Origin of the sequence: Ruminococcus flavefaciens ATCC 19208 (genome assembly GCF_000518765.1) — a bacterium.
GTDB classification, from domain to species: Bacteria; Bacillota; Clostridia; order Oscillospirales; family Ruminococcaceae; genus Ruminococcus; species Ruminococcus flavefaciens.
This window is the reverse complement of record NZ_JAEF01000006.1, coordinates 376,540-397,862: the sequence shown is the minus strand read 5'-3', so window position 1 is coordinate 397,862 and position 21,323 is coordinate 376,540. Positions and strand designations below refer to the sequence as shown.

The 21,323-nt window shown below is 40.7% G+C and carries 21 protein-coding genes; 18 read left to right on the top strand and 3 right to left on the bottom strand.

All coding sequences use genetic code 11. From position 1 onward, the window contains the following. The first annotated feature begins 119 nt into the window (after nt 1-119). The 6 genes from L870_RS0101745 to L870_RS0101720 all read left to right on the top strand — a co-directional run bounded on the left by L870_RS0101745 (nt 120) and on the right by L870_RS0101720 (nt 6,517). Entirely contained in the window at nt 120-1,472 is a 1,353-nt protein-coding gene (locus L870_RS0101745; protein WP_028516656.1) for an SPFH domain-containing protein, read from the top strand. Between the two features lie 73 nt (nt 1,473-1,545). Further along, nucleotides 1,546-2,625 carry a TFIIB-type zinc ribbon-containing protein gene (locus L870_RS0101740; RefSeq protein ID WP_028516655.1) on the top strand — a complete coding sequence of 360 codons (1,080 nt, stop codon included), beginning with the start codon at nt 1,546-1,548 and terminating at the stop codon, nt 2,623-2,625. An 11-nt stretch (nt 2,626-2,636) separates the two neighbouring features. Further along, nucleotides 2,637-3,110 (top strand): hypothetical protein, encoded by a 474-nt coding sequence (locus L870_RS0101735; protein WP_028516654.1) that lies wholly within the window; start codon nt 2,637-2,639, stop codon nt 3,108-3,110. A 163-nt stretch (nt 3,111-3,273) separates the two neighbouring features. Next, a complete protein-coding gene (gene glmS / locus L870_RS0101730; protein ID WP_028516653.1) occupies nt 3,274-5,112 on the top strand; it encodes a glutamine--fructose-6-phosphate transaminase (isomerizing) in 1,839 nt (612 codons plus the stop codon). Between the two features lie 51 nt (nt 5,113-5,163). Further along, nucleotides 5,164-5,844 (top strand): HAD hydrolase family protein, encoded by a 681-nt coding sequence (locus tag L870_RS16305; protein ID WP_051411334.1) that lies wholly within the window; start codon nt 5,164-5,166, stop codon nt 5,842-5,844. Between the two features lie 34 nt (nt 5,845-5,878). Next, complete coding sequence (locus L870_RS0101720) at nt 5,879-6,517, top strand: class I SAM-dependent methyltransferase (RefSeq protein WP_028516652.1); 639 nt, start codon at nt 5,879-5,881, stop codon at nt 6,515-6,517. A gap of 5 nt (nt 6,518-6,522) precedes the next feature. Here the strand turns inward: L870_RS0101720 and yunB are convergent, their stop codons facing one another. Continuing rightward, on the bottom strand, nt 6,523-7,182 hold the full coding sequence (gene yunB / locus L870_RS0101715) for a sporulation protein YunB (protein ID WP_028516651.1): 660 nt from the start codon (nt 7,180-7,182) through the stop codon (nt 6,523-6,525). A 139-nt stretch (nt 7,183-7,321) separates the two neighbouring features. Between yunB and L870_RS0101710 the strand changes: the two genes are divergently transcribed. The 5 genes from L870_RS0101710 to L870_RS0101690 all read left to right on the top strand — a co-directional run bounded on the left by L870_RS0101710 (nt 7,322) and on the right by L870_RS0101690 (nt 13,564). Continuing rightward, nucleotides 7,322-9,892, top strand: a complete 2,571-nt coding sequence (locus L870_RS0101710; protein WP_028516650.1) for a translation factor GTPase family protein — start codon at nt 7,322-7,324, stop codon at nt 9,890-9,892. A gap of 229 nt (nt 9,893-10,121) precedes the next feature. Next, nucleotides 10,122-11,519, top strand: coding sequence for a pyruvate carboxylase subunit B (locus tag L870_RS0101705; RefSeq protein ID WP_028516649.1), 1,398 nt, complete (start codon nt 10,122-10,124; stop codon nt 11,517-11,519). Nucleotides 11,520-11,531: 12 nt separating this feature from the next. Beyond that, the gene (locus tag L870_RS0101700) at nt 11,532-11,927 is read left to right on the top strand and encodes an OadG family transporter subunit (RefSeq protein ID WP_028516648.1); all 396 of its coding nucleotides are present in this window, start codon (nt 11,532-11,534) and stop codon (nt 11,925-11,927) included. 2 nt (nt 11,928-11,929) lie between these two features. Further along, the gene (locus L870_RS0101695) at nt 11,930-12,331 is read left to right on the top strand and encodes a biotin/lipoyl-containing protein (protein ID WP_028516647.1); all 402 of its coding nucleotides are present in this window, start codon (nt 11,930-11,932) and stop codon (nt 12,329-12,331) included. A 12-nt stretch (nt 12,332-12,343) separates the two neighbouring features. Continuing rightward, complete coding sequence (locus L870_RS0101690) at nt 12,344-13,564, top strand: sodium ion-translocating decarboxylase subunit beta (RefSeq protein ID WP_028516646.1); 1,221 nt, start codon at nt 12,344-12,346, stop codon at nt 13,562-13,564. Between the two features lie 48 nt (nt 13,565-13,612). Here the strand turns inward: L870_RS0101690 and L870_RS0101685 are convergent, their stop codons facing one another. Next, entirely contained in the window at nt 13,613-14,272 is a 660-nt protein-coding gene (locus tag L870_RS0101685) for a DNA alkylation repair protein (protein WP_028516645.1), read from the bottom strand. A 286-nt stretch (nt 14,273-14,558) separates the two neighbouring features. Between L870_RS0101685 and L870_RS0101680 the strand changes: the two genes are divergently transcribed. The 7 genes from L870_RS0101680 (at nt 14,559) to L870_RS0101650 (ending at nt 20,751) form a co-directional block, all read left to right on the top strand. Further along, a complete protein-coding gene (locus tag L870_RS0101680; protein ID WP_028516644.1) occupies nt 14,559-15,779 on the top strand; it encodes a phosphoglycerate kinase in 1,221 nt (406 codons plus the stop codon). A 303-nt stretch (nt 15,780-16,082) separates the two neighbouring features. Then, nucleotides 16,083-16,859: a triose-phosphate isomerase gene (tpiA, locus tag L870_RS0101675; protein WP_028516643.1), complete on the top strand. Its 777-nt coding sequence runs from the start codon at nt 16,083-16,085 to the stop codon at nt 16,857-16,859. A gap of 53 nt (nt 16,860-16,912) precedes the next feature. After that, the gene (gpmI, locus tag L870_RS0101670; protein WP_028516642.1) at nt 16,913-18,433 is read left to right on the top strand and encodes a 2,3-bisphosphoglycerate-independent phosphoglycerate mutase; all 1,521 of its coding nucleotides are present in this window, start codon (nt 16,913-16,915) and stop codon (nt 18,431-18,433) included. A gap of 149 nt (nt 18,434-18,582) precedes the next feature. Then, a complete protein-coding gene (locus L870_RS0101665) occupies nt 18,583-19,635 on the top strand; it encodes an FAD:protein FMN transferase (RefSeq protein WP_028516641.1) in 1,053 nt (350 codons plus the stop codon). After that, complete coding sequence (locus tag L870_RS0101660) at nt 19,628-19,984, top strand: NusG domain II-containing protein (protein WP_028516640.1); 357 nt, start codon at nt 19,628-19,630, stop codon at nt 19,982-19,984. Before L870_RS0101665 ends, L870_RS0101660 begins: the two co-directional genes overlap by 8 nt. Before the next feature lies 1 nt (nt 19,985). Next, nucleotides 19,986-20,498: a Gx transporter family protein gene (locus tag L870_RS0101655; protein ID WP_028516639.1), complete on the top strand. Its 513-nt coding sequence runs from the start codon at nt 19,986-19,988 to the stop codon at nt 20,496-20,498. Further along, nucleotides 20,482-20,751 (top strand): hypothetical protein, encoded by a 270-nt coding sequence (locus tag L870_RS0101650; protein WP_423752166.1) that lies wholly within the window; start codon nt 20,482-20,484, stop codon nt 20,749-20,751. Before L870_RS0101655 ends, L870_RS0101650 begins: the two co-directional genes overlap by 17 nt. Before the next feature lie 28 nt (nt 20,752-20,779). Here L870_RS0101650 and L870_RS0101645 read toward each other — a convergent pair whose 3' ends face one another. Further along, complete coding sequence (locus L870_RS0101645) at nt 20,780-21,295, bottom strand: cob(I)yrinic acid a,c-diamide adenosyltransferase (protein ID WP_051411333.1); 516 nt, start codon at nt 21,293-21,295, stop codon at nt 20,780-20,782. Nucleotides 21,296-21,323: the final 28 nt, after the last annotated feature.

Below are 21,323 nucleotides of genomic sequence, written 5' to 3'. Positions count from 1 at the left end.
AATAAGAAATATGTTATAATTATTATGTTAGTCGGATACTGACATGAATATAACGAAAAACAGAAGTTTTTCGCTAAATATTATTTTATAGGGATTATTTCCCGAAAGGAGCTATAATTATGGGTCTTATTCAGGCAGCTCTCGTCGGAGCAAGTCAAACTCTTGCTGATACATGGCAGGAATTCTTTGTATGTGATTCTATTCCAACAGATGTACTCGTTGTAAGAGGGAAAAAGCAGCTTGGCAAGCACTCTTCAAACACAAAGGGAAATGAGAATGTTATTTCCGATGGAAGCGGAATCGTTGTACATGAAGGTCAGGCTATGATAATGGTAGATCAGGGTGTTGTAACCGAGATCGCTACACAGCCAGGCGTATACAAATATGAAACCGGTACTTCACCAAGTATTTTCTCAAGCAGCTTCGGTGCAGGTCTCAAGGAGACTTTCAAAGAAATGTGGGATCGTATCAAGCACGGTGGTACTGCAGCTAAGGATCAGAGAATTTACTACTTCAACATGAAGGAATTGCTTGATAACAAGTTTGGTACTCAGAACCCTGTTCCTTTCAGAATGGCTTATCAGGATCTTGGCAGAAGCTTCACTGTAGGTGTTCGCTGCAATGGTATCTATTCATATAAGATCGCTGATCCTGTTCTTTTCTACGTTAATGTATGCGGTAACATAACAGACCGTTATATGCGTTCAGAGCTTGACAATCAGCTCAAGAGCGAGTTCCTCGATTCACTTCAGCCTGCATTTGCAGCTATCTCTGCATCAGGCATCAGATACGATGAACTCCCGGGCAGACAGAGAGAAGTTAAGACTGCTATCGAGACAGAAGTTGCACCTATCTGGAGCGAAAAGAGAGGTCTTAAACTCTGGACTGTAAATATCAATTCCGCTACTATCTCTGAGGAAGATACAAAGAGAATTCAGGAATTTGAGGACAGAGCATGGAATCGTGATCCCGGTAATGCTGCTGCAACTCTTGTTGAAGCTCAGGCTCAGGCTATGCAGAATGCTGCAAATAATCCTAACGGCGCTGCTATGGGACTTTTCGGCATGGGCATGACACAGCAGATGGGCGGTATGAATGCTCAGGGACTCTTTAATATGGCTCAGCAGAACCAGATGAATCAGGCTCCTCAGATGGCTGCTGCTCCCACAGGCGCTGCTGCAGCTCCTTCAGCTGATTCATGGAAGTGTGAATGCGGCGAAACAAACACAGGCAAGTTCTGTGCAGGCTGCGGAAAGCCTAAGCCGGTAGTTCTTACTCCCGACGGCTGGACTTGCGACTGCGGTGCTGTTAATAAGGGAAGATTCTGCTCTAACTGCGGAAAGAAGAAGCCCGAGGGCGCACCACTCTATAAGTGCGACAAGTGCGGCTGGGAACCTGAGGATCCAAAGAATCCTCCTAAGTTCTGCCCTGAGTGCGGCGATCCTTTCACAGATGATGATATTGTAAAGTAAATAATACATAACGGGTGGATCATGGCGTCCGCCCGTTTTAAATACCATACCCTGGTATATCAGAGGTGAATTTATGTCGGGTATAATTGAATATAAGTGTCCTGCCTGCGCCGGCAAGCTCGAATTTGACAGCGGTGTTCAGAAAATGAAATGCCCGTTTTGTGAGTCGGAATTTGACGTAGAATCGTTAATAGATCACGACAATGCTCTTGAATCTCAAAAGGAAGACGAAATGAACTGGGAGACAAGCGCAGGCAGCGAATGGAAAGACAGCGAAACAGAAGAAATGTGCGTTTATACCTGTAAATCATGCGGAGGAGAGATAATAACCGATTCAACTACCGCAGCTTCAAAATGCCCTTACTGCGATAATCCTGTTGTAATGTCAGGTAGCTTTTCAGGTGCCCTAAAACCAGATTACGTTATACCGTTCAAATTTGACAAAAATGCTGCAAAAGCCGCACTTAACAAGCATCTTGAAGGAAGAAAGCTTCTACCTAAGGTATTTAAAGATCAGAATCATATAGATGAGATAAAGGGAGTTTATGTACCTGTTTGGCTTTTTGATGCTGACGCACACGCAAATATGCTTTATAAAGGCGAAAAAATTCGTCATTGGAACGACAACAGTTTCAATTATATCGAAAGAAGCTATTACTCTGTACAAAGAGAAGGCGATATAAGATTTGAACTCGTTCCCGTTGACGGTTCAACTAAAATGCAGGACGAGCTTATGGAATCCATAGAACCATTCGATTTTAAAGATGCTGTTGATTTTCAGACTGCATATTTGTCAGGATATCTTGCTGACAAATATGATGTTACCGCTGAAGATAGCATTGAACGAGCAAATAACCGTATAAAAAATACAACAGAACAAGTATTTGCAGGTACTGTAAACGGATATAACAGCTTTACAAAGGAAAGCGGTAATATTTCTCTCAGCAATGGGAAAGCTAAATACGCACTGTACCCGGTCTGGATACTGAATACTTCATGGAACGGCAATAAATACACATTTGCAATGAACGGACAGACAGGAAAATTTGTTGGTGATCTGCCTGTTGATAGTTCTGCTGCCGCAAAGTGGTTCTGCGGCATTGCTGCTTGTGTTACGGCAGTTTGTTTTGGATTGTCATTTTTAATTTTTTAGGAGGCTGAACGATGAATTTAAAAAGAATTGCTGCCTCTGCTGCTTCCATAATTGTTTTGCTTGGAATATGCGGAATAAACAGATATGACAATAAAATAAACAGCCATATACTTACCGCTTATGCAGATGAGTATGATTTTGATTATATTGATGAATACGATTATGACGATATTGATGAGACAGAACTTGATGATATTGCTTCAGATGAAATAAATGTAAATGCTGATATATCAGATAACGAAAACAGTAAAAGAGAACATAATGTTGTTTTTACATTCTTTGTGTGCCTAATGATAGGACTTATTTCTGCATTGATAGCTGTATCTGTAATGAAATCGAGCATGAAATCGGTTCATAAAAAAACAGGAGCCGCTGATTACAGAAAAAAAGACAGCTTCAGACTTGAAAAGAATACCGATACTTTTTTGTATAAAAGAGTCGAAAAAACAGCTATTCCCAAAACAAATCAGCCCAATAAGCAGTGAAGCGATGTAAATTATACAAATTATATGTGCGCAATTTTTGAACAATAAATCTGTTGACAAGTATTACGATTTGTTGTATAATAAACCTAATATGGTGTATTATTGATGCCGCATGGATGCGGTGCGAAAACTATCAAATAAAAAGTTCTGGAGGAAAGAATTTATGTGCGGAATCGTTGGCTTTACAGGAAGTGCTCAGGCAGCACCAATACTGCTCGACGGACTTTCAAAGCTTGAATACAGAGGTTATGATTCAGCAGGTATTGCTGTTCGTGACGGTGAAAAGGAAACAGAGGTAGTAAAGGCAAAGGGCAAGCTCAAGGTTTTAAAGGAAATGACAAATAACGGTGACGCTGTAAAGGGTGACTGCGGTATCGGTCATACCCGTTGGGCAACTCACGGTGAGCCGTCTGCTCTTAATGCACACCCACACAGCAGTGATGATGAGAACGTTATCGCTGTTCATAACGGAATAATCGAAAATTATCAGGAACTTCGTGAAAAGCTGACAAAAAGCGGTTATTCTTTCAATTCCCAGACTGATACAGAGGTTGCTGTAAAGCTTATTGACTATTACTATAAGAAGTACAATCTCGGACCTGTGGACTCAATTGCACGTGCTATGATCCGTATAAGAGGTTCTTATGCTTTATGTGTTATGTTCAAGGATTTCCCGGGTGAGATCTATACAGCACGTAAGGACAGCCCGATGATAATCGGTATCGCTAATGGCGAAACTTATGTTGCATCTGATGTTCCTGCTATCCTCAAGTATACAAGAAATGTTTACTACATCGGTAATATGGAGATTGCAAGACTCGTAAAGGGCGATGTAACATTCTATAATATTGACCGTGAAGAGATACAGAAGCCTCTCACAGAGATCAAATGGGACGCTGAAGCTGCTGAAAAGGGTGGCTATGAGCACTTCATGCTCAAGGAGATCCACGAACAGCCTAAGGTAGTTCGTGATACTATCAATTCAGTTGTCAAGGACGGAAAGATAGATTTCTCAGAAATTGGACTTTCTGATGAAGAGATGCAGAAGATCAGCCAGATCTATATCGTTGCCTGCGGAAGTGCTTATCATGTTGGTATGGCTGTTCAGTATGTTATTGAAGATTTTACATCTATCCCTGTTAGAGTTGAGCTTGCTTCTGAGTTCAGATACAGAAAGATGACTCTTGTAAAAGACAGCCTTGTTATTATTATCAGTCAGTCAGGCGAGACTGCTGACAGCCTTGCTGCTCTCAGAGAAGCTAAGGACAAGGACATCAAGACTCTTGGTATCGTTAATGTTGTCGGTTCTTCTATTGCTCGTGAAGCTGACAGCGTATTCTATACACTTGCAGGTCCCGAGATCTCTGTTGCAACAACCAAGGCATACAGCACACAGCTTATAGCAGGATATCTCCTTGCAATGCAGTTCGCTGTTGCTCGCGGTGAGCTGGAAGAGACTAAGTGTGAGGAGCTTCTCAAGGAGCTTTATACTATCCCTGAGAAAATCGAAAAGATACTTGAAGATAAAGAGAGAATACAGTGGTATGCAAATAAGCTTGCAGGTGCTAAGGACGCTTTCTTTATCGGACGCGGCATAGATTATGCTATTGGTCTTGAGGGAAGTCTCAAGATGAAAGAGATCAGTTATATCCACTCTGAGGCATACGCAGCAGGTGAGCTCAAGCACGGTCCTATCAGCCTTATCGAAGAAGGCATCCCTGTTATAGGTGTTCTTACACAGCAGGAGCTTTACGAAAAGACTGTAAGCAACATGGTCGAGGTAAAGAGCCGTGGCGCTTCACTTATGGGACTTACAACCTATGGCAATTACAGCATGGAAGACCTTGCTGATTTTACAGTATACATCCCACAGACAGATCCTCACTTTGCTGGAAGCCTTGCAGTAATACCGCTTCAGCTTCTTGGATATTATGTATCCGTCGCAAAGGGATACGACGTTGATAAGCCGAGAAATCTTGCAAAGAGCGTTACAGTAGAATAATAATTAAAAGGCTGTCGTTTTACGTCAGCCTTTCTCGGTGTGGAGAGAAAAATGGATAAAAAAACAATTTATCTTTCAGATCTTGACGGAACACTGTTGAACAGCGAGCAGAAAACATCAGATTTTACAAATAACGTTATCAATAAGCTTGTAAATGACGGGATGATATTTTCGTATGCTACAGCTCGTTCATGGAATACAGCAAGCAAGGTCACAAACGGCATATCAGTCGCGCTACCTGCGATAGTATATAACGGTGCATTCATAATTGATACACTCAGCGGTGAAAGACTTATATCGAATTATTTTGATGAAAAAGTTAATGAATTAATAGAAGAACTTACAGAATGCGATATACAACCTACTGTATATTCGGTACAAAGCGGTGATGAAAAATTTTCTTATATTCCAGACAAAATCACAAAAGGAATGACTGACTTCGTTGAGTCAAGAAGGGAAGACAGCAGAAATAATCCCGTGGTTTCAGAAACTGAGTTATTTATAGGCGATATCTTTTACATTACATGTATTGACGAGACAGAAAAACTACAGCCTTTTTATGATAAATACAAAGAAATGTATCATTGCGTTTTTCAACGTGATATTTATTCAGATGAACAATGGCTTGAGATAATGCCTTTTAAAGCCTCAAAATCACGTGCAGCACTTCAATTGAAGGAATATCTCGGCTGTGAATGGCTTGTGGTCTTTGGTGATGCACTGAAATTATGACGGTGTTGCAAAATGGTTGTTAAGGAGCGTAAAAATGAGCGAAGAGCAGAAATCAATAACCGAGCTTGGTGATCCACGAAAGCCGCACGGCGAAGCAGGAGCTGAAATGCTAAAAGGAATGAACGAGCATCATTATGCAGTTACAGGCTGGGCACTTGGATTTTTTGAATTTAATGAAAATGACAGGATACTTGATATAGGCTGCGGAGGCGGAGAAACATTAAGGAGAATGTCTGAAAAAATTAAAAACGGTATCCTTACGGGACTGGATTATTCAAAACTTTCGGTAGAGCTTTCAATTGAAAAGAACAAAGAGGATATCGAAAGCGGGAAAATAAGAATAATCGAAGCATCTGTAGAGAAAATGCCGTTCGATGATAACTCTTTTGACAAGATAATAACTGTTGAAAGTTTTTATTTCTGGCCTGATCCCGAAAATAATCTGCGAGAAGTATACAGAGTGCTTGACAAAGGCGGTAAATTCCTTATCGTTGCGGATATAAACGGAGATGCAGAACTTGACGAAAAAGACATTGAGGGGATAGAAAAATTCAGTTTATACAATCCAACGCTAAATGAATTCCATGATCTGCTTGAAAAAGCAGGCTTCAAAGATATAAAAATCCATACCAAAACAGGAAAAAAATGGGTATGTGCTGAGGGAAACAAGTAAACTTGTTATTTACTGTGCGCATCTGCAGCATATGGTGATATATCAGGCACATCGCCTATAAGAATATTTTCAGCAAGTATAAATTCAAAATCAGATTCAGTCTCGAAGCTGTACAAAGGCACAGAAGATGTCATTTTTACACTGACAACAGCAGAGATCCTGTGCCTTGTCTGGTTTATACCGGCTTCTGTAAAATCACTTTTTAATTTTATGTCTGCAACTCCCATAGGGGAAACCTTTATATTTATTTTAGGTCCTTTTCCTGTCAGAAGATATGAACTTGTAAGTGAACCCAAAGCTATTTTTGCAGTTCGTTTTCCCGACATTTCAAGTTCTTTGTTGATCAGTAGAGTGAGGTCCGACTGCACTTTATTTATAGTATACGGAATAGTCTCTACGGAGGCTATTTTCTTTTTTTCATCGTAAAGCACAGCTGCAAAATTATTATATGTAAATTTATTCTTCTCCAGATATTTCGATACAGAGTTTTCAATTATTTCATTTGCTGTTTTGCAGGCAAAATGTTCAGCCTGAAGAACTGCATAAGGTCTTATTCTTTTTTCAATTGAAGATGTAATAAAAAATACAGATATTATTGTAAAAATAAGTAATAAACGCCATTTCTTTCGTATGCACTTTCTTCGGAGCATTTTCCTTCTTTTCATTATACCACCTTGATTCTCTTTTGGATTAGCAATGCTGAAATATTATATTCTGTTTCTTTACCTGATGTGATGATTTTATATAGACAAAAATGTTTTTTTGTGTTAAAATTAAGTAATATCATTATTCTGGGGTGGTGCAATGAAAAAAATAACTGTCGGAATAACTGCTCATGTTGACTCTGGCAAGACAACTCTTGCGGAAGCTATGCTTTATAAAACAGGAACTATCCGAAAGCTCGGAAGAGTTGACAGCGGTAATTCTACTCTTGATACAAATTCCATAGAACGTGAACGCGGAATAACTATTTTTTCTTCTCAAGCAGAGTTCTCGACAGACAATACCTATTTCACACTTCTTGATACGCCGGGGCACGTTGATTTTTCTGCCGAGACAGAAAGAACCATGTGTGTTCTTGATTACGCTATACTTGTAATAAGCGGAACAGACGGTGTACAAAGCCATACATCTACTTTATGGAAGCTTCTTCGCAAATATGAAGTACCTGTATTTATATTCGTAAACAAAATGGATCTTATAGGAGCAGATAAAAGCTCTATTGTAAAAAATCTTTCGGGAAGATTATCTGAAAGCTGCGTTGATTTCTCCGGTAGTGATGCTGAAATATCTGAAAACACAGCAATGTGCTGTGAAGAGCTTATGGAACAATATCTGTCTGACGGAAACATAGATGATAAAAGTATAATAGATGCCATAGCTGAAAGGCGTATTTTTCCATGTTATTTTGGTTCTGCACTTAAAATGGAGGGGATAAAAGGCTTTATAAATCTCCTTGACAGATTCACATGCGAAACAGAATATAAAAATGAATTCGGTGCAAAAATATATAAAATATCCTATGATCCCAAAGGAAGTAGGCTAACTCATATGAAAATAACAGGCGGTCAGCTGAAAATGAGGGAAGAACTTATATATACAGACGCTGACGGCAATGAAGCAAGTGGAAAGGTAAGTTCTATCAGGTTTTATTCGGGGGAGAAATTCCGAACTGCCGATACCGTTCATACAGGGGAGATATGTGCAGTTACAGGACTTAACGGAACATATGCAGGACAAGGTCTCGGCATTGAAAAAAAATCAAGACAGGCTTTTCTTGAACCTGTTATGACTTATAAAATAATACTTCCTGACGACAAAAATATCTACGACGCAATAAAAGAACTGCGCTTGCTGGAAGATGAAGATTCTCAGCTTCATATACTCTGGAACGAGCAGAATCGTGAAATACATATACAGCTTATGGGTGTGGTTCAGCTTGAAGTTCTTACAAAACTGATAGAAGAAAAATTCGGTTATATTGTTAAATTCAGCAACGGCGCTGTTACCTACAAGGAAACAATAAGAAACGCCGTTGAGGGTGTCGGACATTACGAGCCGCTTCGCCATTATGCAGAGGCCCATATACTTCTCGAACCTTTGCCATTAGGAAGCGGACTTCGTTTTGATACTGAATGTTCGGAAGATGAACTGGATCGAAACTGGCAGAGACTTATCCTTACTCATCTTGCCGAAAAAATTCATGTAGGCGTACTTACAGGTTCTCCCATAACCGATATGAAACTCACTCTTGTATCAGGAAAAGCACATCTCAAACACACTGAGGGAGGGGATTTCAGACAAGCAACATACAGAGCTGTAAGACAAGGGCTTCGAAATGCAGAGTCTGTACTTCTTGAGCCATATTATAACTATGAACTTGAAATACCGACAGAAAACGTTGGCAGAGCAATTTCAGATCTTCAGCATATGTCTGCTGAGTTCGATACACCTGAAAATAACGGAGAAATGTCTTTGATAACAGGAAGTGCTCCTGTTTCCGAGATAAATGATTATCAGTCCGAGGTCATTGCCTATACACACGGAAAGGGAAAGCTTTCATTCAATGTAGCCGGATACAGGGAATGTCATAATTCAGCTGAAGTAATTGCAGCTATAGGATATGACTGCGACAGCGATACCGAAAACTGTGCTGATTCTGTGTTCTGTTCTCATGGCGCAGGTTATGTTGTAAAGTGGAACGAGGTATACGAGCATATGCATCTGCCGCTTGGAATTTCTCAGGATATTGACGAGGAGAGTTCGGAGCAAAAACGTGTAAAAGTACAACATTTTATTGAAAAAGCAGTAAGCGATGAAGAGCTCATGGAGATATTTGAAAGAACATACGGCAAGATAAACCGTGATCCTGTAAGAGCTTTCAAAAAGTCAAAAGCAGTAAGTATTGATTATAAAAAGGTAAGACTGCCAAAATATGAAGGTCCTGATTATCTTCTTGTGGACGGTTACAATATAATCTTTGCATGGGAAGACCTAAAAAAGATATCCGAGGATAATCTTGATGCCGCGCGAAGTGAGCTTATAAATCGTATGTGCAATTATCAGGGATATGATGGTAGCGAGCTTATTCTTGTATTTGACGCATATAAAGTAAAGGGCAGGCACCGTGAAGTTGAGAAATACTGCAACATAAACATAGTTTACACAAAGGAGTCGGAAACTGCTGATTCATATATAGAAAGAGTTACACATGAGCTTTCGAGAAATCATCGTGTAAGAGTGGCGACATCTGACGGTATCGAGCAGATGATAATTCTCGGAAACGGAGCAATGAGAATCTCTGCCGCTGAATTCCGTAAAAGATATGATGCTGCGGAACGTTCAATAAAAGAGTTTATCGACTCGATGAAATAATATTCTGACCTGTCAAATGGCAGGTCTTTTTTAATTATTATGTCATATTTTGTATAAAGAAAAAAATAAATATAAATTCTGTAAAAATAGTAGCTTTTTATTTTGAAGTGTGATATAATTAATCTGATTTGGGATTTTTTACAGAAAAGCATTTAGCTATAAAAAATTCATATAAATCACTAAGTATATTATATCTGCTTTGCAGATTTATTTTTGAGGAGGCTTGTACATGAAAAAAGTGCAACTGACAGAAACCGTTTTACGTGATGCTAATCAGTCACTGATGGCTACACGTCTTCCTTATTCAGATTATGAGGGTATTCTCTCAGATATGGATAAGGCTGGATACTACTCTATCGAGTGCTGGGGCGGAGCAACATTTGACTCATGTCTTCGTTATCTCGGCGAGGATCCGTGGGAGAGACTCAGAAATCTGAGAAAAAATCTTCCTAACAGCAGACTTCAGATGCTTCTGAGAGGTCAGAATCTTCTTGGATATAAGCATTACCATGATGATGTTGTCGAGAAATTCATCGAACTCTCAATAAAAAACGGTATTGACGTAATACGAATCTTTGATGCTCTTAACGATTTCAGAAATATCGGAACTGCTCTTGAAGCTACAAAGAAGTATGCAACAGAGAAGACTATCGCTTCAGGCTGTATCTCATATACACAGAGCCCTGTACATACAGTTGATAAGTATATCGAGATGTGTAAGGAACTCAAGACAATGGGCTTTGATACTATCTGCCTCAAGGATATGGCAGGTACTATGTCTCCTTATGAGGCTGAGCACCTTATCAAAGGAATCAAGGACGCTATCGGCGATATGACACTTATTCTCCATACTCATTGCACAACAGGTATGGCTTACATGACACTTACTAAGGCAATCGAGTCAGGCATTGACGTTATCGACTGTGCAACATCTTGCTTCTCAGGCGGTACATCACAGCCTGCAACCGAGACAATGTTCTATGCTCTTCAGCAGTATGGTATCGAGTCAGGTCTTAACGAAGACATCATCAATAAGGTAAACGACTACTTCAAGCCTATCAAGCAGAAGTACATAGACAACGGTCAGCTCAATCCAAAGAGCCTTGCTACAGACGCTCAGGCTCTCGTATATAAGGTTCCAGGCGGTATGCTTTCAAATATGATCGCCAACCTTACAGATATGCATGCTATGGATAAGTTCGATGACGCTCTCGCTGAGATTCCGAAGGTAAGAGCTGATATGGGTTATCCTCCGCTGGTTACACCTCTCTCTCAGATGGTAGGAAATCAGGCTGTAACAAATGTTCTCGTAGGCGAAAGATACAAAAACATCTCAAAGGAGATAAAGAACTACATTAAGGGCGAGTACGGTAATCCTCCTGCTCCTATCGCACAGGAGCTTGTTGAAAAGGTACTTGGTGACAGCGAAGCAGTAGATTGTCGTATTGAAGATCAGAAGCGTACAGGCGAGGAATTCGCAGCTGCAAGAGAAGCTCTTGGCGATCTCTGCCGCAGCGAAGAAGATGTAATGAGCTATATCTGCTATCCTGATCAGACTATCAAATTCCTCAACGACCGCAAGGCCAAGGAAGAGAACGAAGCTGTTTACACTATCGAGGAAATGTAAGGGGGCAGAGCTATGTTTGATAATATCTTAGTTTCTGCTGCTGTAGAAAAGTCTGAGGATATGTCTATAGGCGATGCTGCTGTAACAGCTGTATTTGGCTATATGGTCGTATTTGCTGGACTTGTTATCCTTATGATAGTTCTGTACTGTACAGGCGCATATTTCAAATCCAAGGACGCTAAGGCTAAGGCAGCAGCTGATGCAGAAGCTGCTAAAAAGAAGGCAGCTGCTCCTGTAGCTGCTGCTGAAACAAAGCCTGAGCTCCCACTTGCACCGGGTTCAGCAGGTCATGTTAAGCTCTTTGACGTTCCTGATAAGGAAGCTGCTTTGATAATGGCTATCGTTGCCGATAAAATGCAGAAGCCGCTCAATGAGCTGCACTTTATTTCCATTAAGGAGGTCAAATAATCATGAAGTATAAAGTTACACTTAACGGTAAAACTTATGAAGTTGAAGTAGAGCAGGGAAAAGCTGTTCTTCTTGATGAATATGAGGCACTTGCTCCTGCTCAGGCAGCAACTCCTGCAGCAGCTGCGGCTGCTCCTGTTGCAGCTCCCGCAGCTGCACCTGCACCTGCTGCTCCTGTAAATCTTGCAGCAGGCGAGACTGTTACAGCTCCTATGCCGGGTAATATCATCAGAGTTGATGTTGCACAGGGCGATACAGTAAAGGCTGGACAGATACTTGTTATTCTCGAAGCTATGAAAATGGAAAATGAAATCGTAGCTCCTAAGGATGGTACAGTTGCTCAGGTAGTTACAAGCAAGGGTTCTGTAGTTGACACAGGCGCGCCTCTTGTTGTTATAGCATAAGGGGGAAAGAAAATGGACATTCTTGAAACCCTTAAAACCCTTTGGGAAAGCTCAGGCTTCCACAGCTTTCTCACTGAAGGCGGCTGGAAAAATCTTATTATGATCTTTGTTTCCTGCGTCCTTCTGTATCTCGGTATCAAAAAGAAGTTTGAACCACTTCTTCTCGTTGGTATAGCATTTGGCTGTCTCCTCGTAAATCTTTCATACTTTATCGGCGGAGATACTTCCGACGCTCTTTATCATCTTGATCTCTGGGATCAGTTCCTCGATGAGGAAAGTGAGTTCCACCATAGTTACGGACACATTATGGCGAACGGTGGTCTCCTTGATATCCTCTATATGGGCGTCAAGGCAGGTATTTATCCTTCACTCATATTCATGGGCGTAGGTGCTATGACCGACTTCGGTCCGCTCATCTCCAACCCTAAGAGCCTCCTCCTCGGAGCTGCTGCTCAGATGGGCGTATTCCTTGCATTCTTCGGAGCTGTTTGTCTTGGATTTACTGGCAATGAAGCTGCTTCTATCGGTATCATCGGCGGTGCTGATGGTCCTACAGCTATCTTCCTTACAACAAGACTTGCTCCTCATCTCCTCGGACCTATCGCAATTGCTGCTTACTCATATATGGCTCTTATCCCTATGATACAGCCGCCTCTCATGAAACTCCTTACAACAAAGAAGGAGAGAGAGGTAAAAATGGAGCAGACTCGTGTAGTTTCAAAGACAGAGAAGATTATTTTCCCGATCATTGTTGCAATGTTCGTTATCCTTCTTCTCCCGTCAACAGCTCCGCTCGTAGGCTGTCTCATGCTTGGTAATCTCTGGAGAGAGTGCGGAGTTACAGAGAGACTTTCAGATACAGTTCAGAATGCTCTTATGAACATCGTAACTGTATTCCTCGGTATTTCTGTTGGTGCTACAACAGTTGCTGAGCGTTTCCTCTCGCTGGAGACAATCAAGATCATCGTTCTTGGACTTACAGCATTCTGCTTCTCAACAGTCGGCGGACTTCTCGTCGGAAAGATCATGTATAAACTTTCAGGCGGCAAGATCAATCCGCTTATCGGTTCAGCAGGTGTTTCAGCTGTTCCTATGGCTGCACGTGTATCTCAGATGGAAGGTCAGAAGGCTAATCCTTCAAACTTCCTGCTCATGCACGCTATGGGACCGAACGTTGCAGGTGTTATCGGTTCTGCTATCGCAGCAGGCTTCCTTCTTGCAGTATTTAAGTGATAAAAAATACCCGAAAGCGGTCATAACGACTTGCTTTCGGGTTTATTTTTATATGTATTTGCTTGCTTCCTTTATGCTCAGAGCCGAAAGTTCATTTTTGTATTTACTGATAAAGTTTACGACCCATTCGGGAACTGTTTTGGAATACTCCCTCAACGCCCAGCCGATAGCCTTATTTATGAAAAATTCATCGCTGCCGAGACAATTACATATTACTTTTCCCAATAATTCCGTATCTGTTTTGTGTTTGTAAGCTAATTGGTGCAGGATAGCTGTTCGTTTGAGCCAGATATTATCACTTACTGACCATTTTAGCATTAGTTCGCTGACTCTGTTATCTCTTAAACCGATATCGCCAATGATTTTACACAGGAAATCAATAGTGTCCCACCATGACCTTGTAATTATAAACAGCTTTATTCTGTCAATATCTTCAAAAGCAAGATATTTCTTTAAAGCGAGCAGATAGTCATAAACAAGATACTGCATTTCTCTGTGGTCGTCTTTATAGCATTTATCAAGGAAGTCCCAATCAACATTTTTTGATGCCTTTTCACTTTTCAGGAAGTCTTTATACAGCTCTTTTCGCTCGGGAGAGGGGATACCGTAAAAATCAAACTTGTTTTTCATGTATGCCGACATTGCAGCAGCGTTTTCTGGATTTTGCGCATTTTCAAACATTTCTTTTACTAAATTGAATTTATTCATTTTTATTACCTCATATTCCCATATTTAAGATTTTAATTTATAAAGATTATACTTTACAAAAAGTGCTTTGTCAATAGAGAAATTGTTGTTTTTAAGTATCAGACAGCATATCAATATGGCATTTTTTCTATATAATAGCCAGTCACAAATATTTTTCATGTTTAACATGAAAAATATTACGGAAACGCTTGCAAAATTTCTCAGAATAGTGTAAAATAGAAATGTACGTTGTTAATATTATAACAACAGCTTAGAATGTATTTTATTACGAAAGGATGTCATACCCATGGCAGGATTAAACAAGGTTACTGTAGAAGACATTAACGTTAAGGGCAGAAAGGTACTCGTAAGAGTTGACTTCAACGTTCCAATGAAGGACGGCGTTATCACAAACGATAACAGAATCCAGGCTGCTCTTCCGACTATCAATAAGCTCGTTGAGAATGGTGCAAAGGTAATTCTTTGCTCACACCTCGGCAAGCCGAAGAATGGTCCGGAGGCTAAGTTCTCACTTGCTCCTGCAGCAAAGAGACTCGGCGAACTCGTTAAGACAAACGTTATCTTTGCAGCTGATGATACTGTTGTAGGCGACAACGCAAAGAAGGCAGTTGCTGCAATGAAGGACGGCGAGATCGTAGTTCTTGAGAATACACGTTTCCGCGGCGACGAAGAGACAAAAAACGGCGAGCAGTTCTCTAAGGAGCTTGCTGATCTTATCGACGGCGAAGTATTCGTTATGGACGCTTTCGGTTCAGCACACAGAGCTCATGCTTCAACAGCAGGCGTTACAAAGTTCGTTAAGGAAACTGCTGTTGGTTACCTCATGCAGAAGGAGATCCAGTATCTCGGTAATGCAGTAGAGGTTCCTGAGAGACCTTTTGTTGCTATCCTTGGCGGCGCTAAGGTCGCTGACAAGCTCAACGTTATCTCTAACCTCCTTGAAAAGTGTGATACACTTATCATCGGCGGCGGTATGGCATATACATTTATAAAGGCACAGGGCGGTTCTATCGGTAAGTCACTGGTTGACGAAGAAAAGCTCGACTACTGTAAGGAAATGCTCGCTAAGGCTGAAAAGCTCGGTAAGAAGATCCTTCTCCCTGTTGATACTGCTGTTGCTGCATCATTCCCTGATCCAATCGACGCAGAGATCAGCGTAGATTATGTTGACGCTGACAAGATCCCTGCTGACAAGATGGGCCTTGATATCGGACCTAAGACAGCTGCTATCTTTGCTGAGGCTGCTAAGTCTGCTAAGACAGTTGTTTGGAACGGACCTATGGGCGTATTCGAGAACCCAACTCTCAAGAAGGGTACTGTTGCTGTTTGCGAAGCTCTTGCACAGGCTGATGCAACAACTATCATCGGCGGCGGTGACTCTGCTACAGCTGCTATCCAGCTCGGCTTTGCTGATAAGATGAGCCACATCTCAACAGGCGGCGGTGCTTCACTTGAATACCTCGAAGGAAAGGTACTCCCTGGCGTTGCAGCAATCGCAGAAAAGTAATTCTATAAACAATAGGGCGGATAGAGATATTCGCCCTTATTGTGGTAGATGAGAATACTGCTATGAAAATGTAATTGCAATTGCAAATTTTATGAGGAACTAAAAAACAGCGGGACAGCAATATAACTGTTTGCTGTATGCAGCTTTCTCACAGGCATCATCTTAGGATTTTCCCTTTCTCCCATAAAGAAAGGCATCAAGATAGGTTGTAGCAACAGTTACAATTCTTACGCTTTCAGCCGTGATATGTTTCCTTATTACGATGATGATGAAATTAAATTCTGATAAAGGAGTTAAAATAACATGAACAAGTCATTAAGAAAGGCAATTATTGCCGGAAACTGGAAAATGAACAAAACACGTCCTGAGGCTAAGGCACTTCTCGAGGCTATCAAGCCTCTCGTTGCTAATGCTGAGGGCAAGATTGAGGTCATCGCATGTGTTCCTTTCACAAACCTCGAAACTGCTATAAATACAACAACTGGCAGCAACGTTAAGATCGGTGCTGAGAATGTACACTTCGAGAAGAGCGGTGCATTCACAGGTGAAATTTCTGCTGATATGCTCACAGAGCTTGGTGTTGAATATGTTGTTATCGGTCACAGCGAAAGAAGACAGTACTTTGGCGAGACAGATGAAACAGTAAATAAGAGAACTATTGCTGCCCTTGAAGCTGGTCTCAAGCCTATCGTTTGCGTTGGTGAGCTCAAGTGGGAGCGTGAGTGCAATATCACTGAGGAAGTTATCGCTCGTCAGATCAAGCTTGATCTCTGGTCACTCACAGCAGAGCAGGTAAAGAACGTTGTTATCGCTTATGAGCCTGTATGGGCTATCGGTACAGGTCTTACAGCTACACCTGATCAGGCTGAGGAAGTTTGCGGATTTATCCGCGCTCAGCTTGCTAAGCTCTTCAATCAGGCTACTGCTGACGCTGTAACTATACAGTACGGTGGTTCTATGAACGCTAAGAATGCTGCTGAGCTCCTTGCAAAGCCAAACATCGACGGTGGTCTTATCGGCGGTGCTTCACTCAAAGCTGAGGACTTCAACGTTATCGTTCAGGCTGCTGTAGAAGGCTAATAAAAACTAAAGGGGCGGATATTATCCGCCCTTACCCATGAAAGGAAATAGATATGTCAAAGAAACCTGTAGCACTTATAATCATGGACGGCTTCGGCTACAATCCTGATACATACGGCAACGCTATCGCTGCTGCAAAGAAGCCTAATCTTGATAAATATATGGCTGAGTGCCCTAATACTATCATCGGCGCAAGCGGGCTTGATGTTGGTCTGCCTGACGGACAGATGGGCAACTCTGAGGTAGGTCACACCAACATTGGTGCAGGACGAATTGTTTATCAGATGCTCGTTAAAATATCAAAGGATATAAAGGACGGCACATTCGAGAGCAACAAGGCAATCCTTGGAGCTATGGATAACTGCAAGAAGAATGGAAGTGCCCTTCACCTTATGGGACTTCTTTCTCCCGGCGGCGTTCACAGCCATATGGAGCACCTTTTCGGTATAGTTGAAATGGCTAAGAAGAATGGTCTTGACAAGGTTTATATCCATGCATTCCTTGATGGAAGAGACGTTCCTCCTTCATCAGCTGCCGAGTATATGGAAGAAACAGTTGCTGAGCTTAAAAAGATAGGTCTTGGCAAGATAGCTACTATCTCAGGCCGTTTTTACGCTATGGATCGTGATAACGCTTGGGACAGAGTTGAAAAGGCCTATTCTGCTCTTGTTTACGGTGAAGGCGTTCAGGAGACAGATCCTGTACAGGCTATAAAGAATTCCTACGCTAACGAAGTAACAGATGAGTTCATGCTTCCTACAATTATTGCAGGCGGTGCACAGATAAAGGCTGATGACAGTGTTATCTTCTTTAATTTCCGCCCTGACAGAGCAAGACAGATAACACGTTCATTCGTTGATCCTGATTTTGCAGGATTTGAGAGAAAGAACGGATTTTTCCCTGTTAACTTTGTATGTATGGCTCAGTATGATGCTACAATGCCTAATGTATCTGTTGCATATCCACCTGAACAGCTTACAATGACAATGGGTGAGTACCTTGCAAAGCTTGGAAAGACTCAGCTCCGTATCGCTGAAACACAGAAATATGCACACGTTACATTCTTCTTCAACGGCGGTGAGGAGAAGCAGTTTGAGGGCGAGGACAGAATACTTATAAAGTCTCCTGATGTTCCTACATTTGACCTCAAGCCTGAAATGAGCGCGTATGAAGTATGCGATGCAGTATGTGAAGCAATTGATTCTGATAAGTATGATGTTATCATACTTAACTATGCTAACTGCGACATGGTTGGTCATACTGGTGTATTCGATGCAGCTGTAAAGGCTGTTGAGGCTACAGATACCTGTGTTGGACGTATGGTAGATAAGATTCTTTCTAAGGGTGGTGCAGCTCTTATTACAGCCGATCACGGTAATGCTGACAAGATGATGGAACCTGACGGAAGTCCGTTTACTGCACATACAACTAATCCAGTTCCTCTTATTGCCGTTGGCGTTGAGGGTACTCTTACAGATGGCGGCGTACTTGCTGACCTTGCTCCTACAATGCTTGATATTATGGGAGTTCCACAGCCTGCTGAAATGACAGGAAAGAGCTTGCTTAAAAAGTAATATATAAAGCGGATCAATGATCCGCTTTTATATTGATATATTTGTTTGCTAATAATAACAACTGATTTATAATGCTTTGATTTCCGCAAGAGTTGCTGTTTTATAAAAAATATGTTATAATACTTTTAGTTTGTTTTAGGAGATTAAATATGTGCGGAAAAATAAAAAAACTCCCAGTTATTCTTTTATCGTTATTTCTTTTCTGGGGATGTAATGAAAAAAATACTGTCACAACAGTAAATGAAAATAAAAATGAACCTGTTTTACGCGATGTATTTGCAATGGATACATATATGAACCTGAAAGCCTATGGAAGCAATGCTGAAAAAGCAATTGAAGAGTCTGAAAATCGCATATATGAGCTTGAAAAGGAGCTTTCTGCAACTTTGGAAGAAAGTGATATATGGATGCTTGATAACTCAGCAGGAAAAGCCGTAGATGTATGTGATGATACGGTCACGCTTATAAAAAAGGCTTTGGAAATTGGCGATAAGACCGGCGGAGCACTTGACATCACGATTTATCCAGTTCTGAAAGAATGGGGATTTACAACAGGTGAATACAAAATACCAGAAAAAAACAGAATAGATGAACTTCTGAAAAACGTTGATTACCGCAATATTTCGATAAATAATAACACCATATCTCTTCCCGAGAATGTTCAGATAGATCTCGGAGCACTTGCAAAAGGCTACACAGGTGATGAAATAATGAAGATAATGAAGTCTCGTGGTGTAACATCTGCTATAGTAAGTCTTGGCGGAAATGTTCAGTCACTTGGAAGCAAGACTGACGGTTCTCCGTGGAAAGTTGCAGTAAGAGATCCGTTTTTAGAAGATAAGGATATGTGTGTGGTAGATATAATCGACAAGGCAGTTATTACATCAGGAAATTATGAGCGTTTTTTCTATGGAGAGGACGGTAAAAAATACTGGCACATAATTGACCCAAGTGACGGATATCCTGCTGATAACGGACTTGTTTCGGTCACGGTGATAGGTGATAACGGTCTTGAATGTGATGCTTTATCCACAGCTTTATTTGTGCTTGGATATGACAAAACAGTTGAGTTTTTGCGTTCAACCCCTCAGTATGACGTTATATTGGTTACCGATGACAGAAAAATATACTATACACAAGGAATCGCAAGTTCTTTTAAGAATATAAGTGATATGCCTGCGGAGGTGATATCCGTTGACTAAAGGTGTTAAAATACTTATTATTATTGTAGCAGCATTGTTTATCGGCTCAGTCATATGGATCATTTTGAGTTACAGAACACCCGACAGCACCTATGTTGAGATAGTTCAGAATAATAAAGTATTGTATACTTTTGATCTTTCAAAAGAAAAGGATAGGACTTTTCGTATAGAGAGCTCTGACGGCGGCTGGAATGAGATAAAGATAGAAAACGGTAAAATTTGCATTTCCGATGCTGACTGTCCCGATCATACCTGTGTTAATACAGGTGTATTAAGGTCTGAGGCGATACCGATCGTATGTTTACCACATAAGCTTGTTATTCGATTTGCAGAGAAGGAGCAGAGTTGATATGAAAACTAAAAGACTCACTGAACTTGCTCTTCTTACGGCTATTGCCCTTATTATCTTTATAATTGAACTGCGAATTCCTAATCTTGTTGCAATCCCGGGTGTCAAGCTTGGACTTGCCAATATCGTAACTGTTTATGCGATATATAAATACAACGCAAAGGAAGTTGCAATGATCGTTTTTGCAAGAGTAATGCTCGGATCAATATTCGGCGGCAATGTTTCTGCTATAATTTACAGTATGGCAGGAGCTGTTATGTGTCTTGCAGGTATGCTTGGAGTAAAACGTATAGTACCTGTAAATTATATCTGGCTCAGCAGTATAATTGGCGCTATATTGCATAACACAGGACAAATAATAGTAGCTGTCATCATTATGCGATCATTTGCCGTAATATACCATTATCCATACCTTATTATTTCAGGCTGTATTGCAGGCGCTTTTACGGGAATTTGCGCACAGCTTATGATAAAAAGAGGTTTTATGGGAAAAACTGTTGAGAAAAACAAGTAAATATGGTATAATATTTTTTGAGGTGAAATTAATGAATCCAATGAATGTATTTAAACTAAAATCGCTTCTGGAAAGATTTAAGGAAAATCATCCTAAAGTACCTCTTTTTTTCAAAGCAGCAGTTGGAAGTATTCAGGAGGGAAGTATAATCGAAATAAAAGTTATCACTCCAGAGAACAAATCAATCGTTACAAATATGAAGATCAATACCGAAGATCTCGCTTTGATCGAAGAATTAAAAAATATGCAGTAAAAAGGCTGTCGCTAAATAATGCGGCAGCCTAATATTCTATACCCTTACGGGCGGTAATTCCTTTTTCAAATGGGTGCTTCACAGCTGTCATCTCAGTAAGATATGCAGCTTGTTTTTTTAATTCATCTGTAGGCATTCTTCCCGTCATAACTATCTCACATTTATCAGCACAGTTTTTAATAAAAACGTCAGCAAGCTCAGTATCAATGAGCTTTTTATTATATGCATCTATAAATTCATCAAGCACAATAAGCTGCACTGATTTGTTTTCCAGCATATCTGCGGCTTTTTTTAACATTTCGTTATGGCAACGCTCAACATTTTGCTTTTCAGCGTCATTCATCTGAAATGTGAATTTATTACATTCTTCACAGCATATTACCTCTATATTCTTCATGGATCTTAGAATTGAAATTTCAGAAGAACTTCCATTTTTTAGGAACTGAAAAAAAGCAGCCTTCAAACCCGCACCGCAGGCTCTGACCGAAAGTCCAACTGCTGCTGTAGTTTTTCCTTTACCATTACCGTAATATATATGCAGCATTTTTATCATCCTCCCAAAAATATTATAG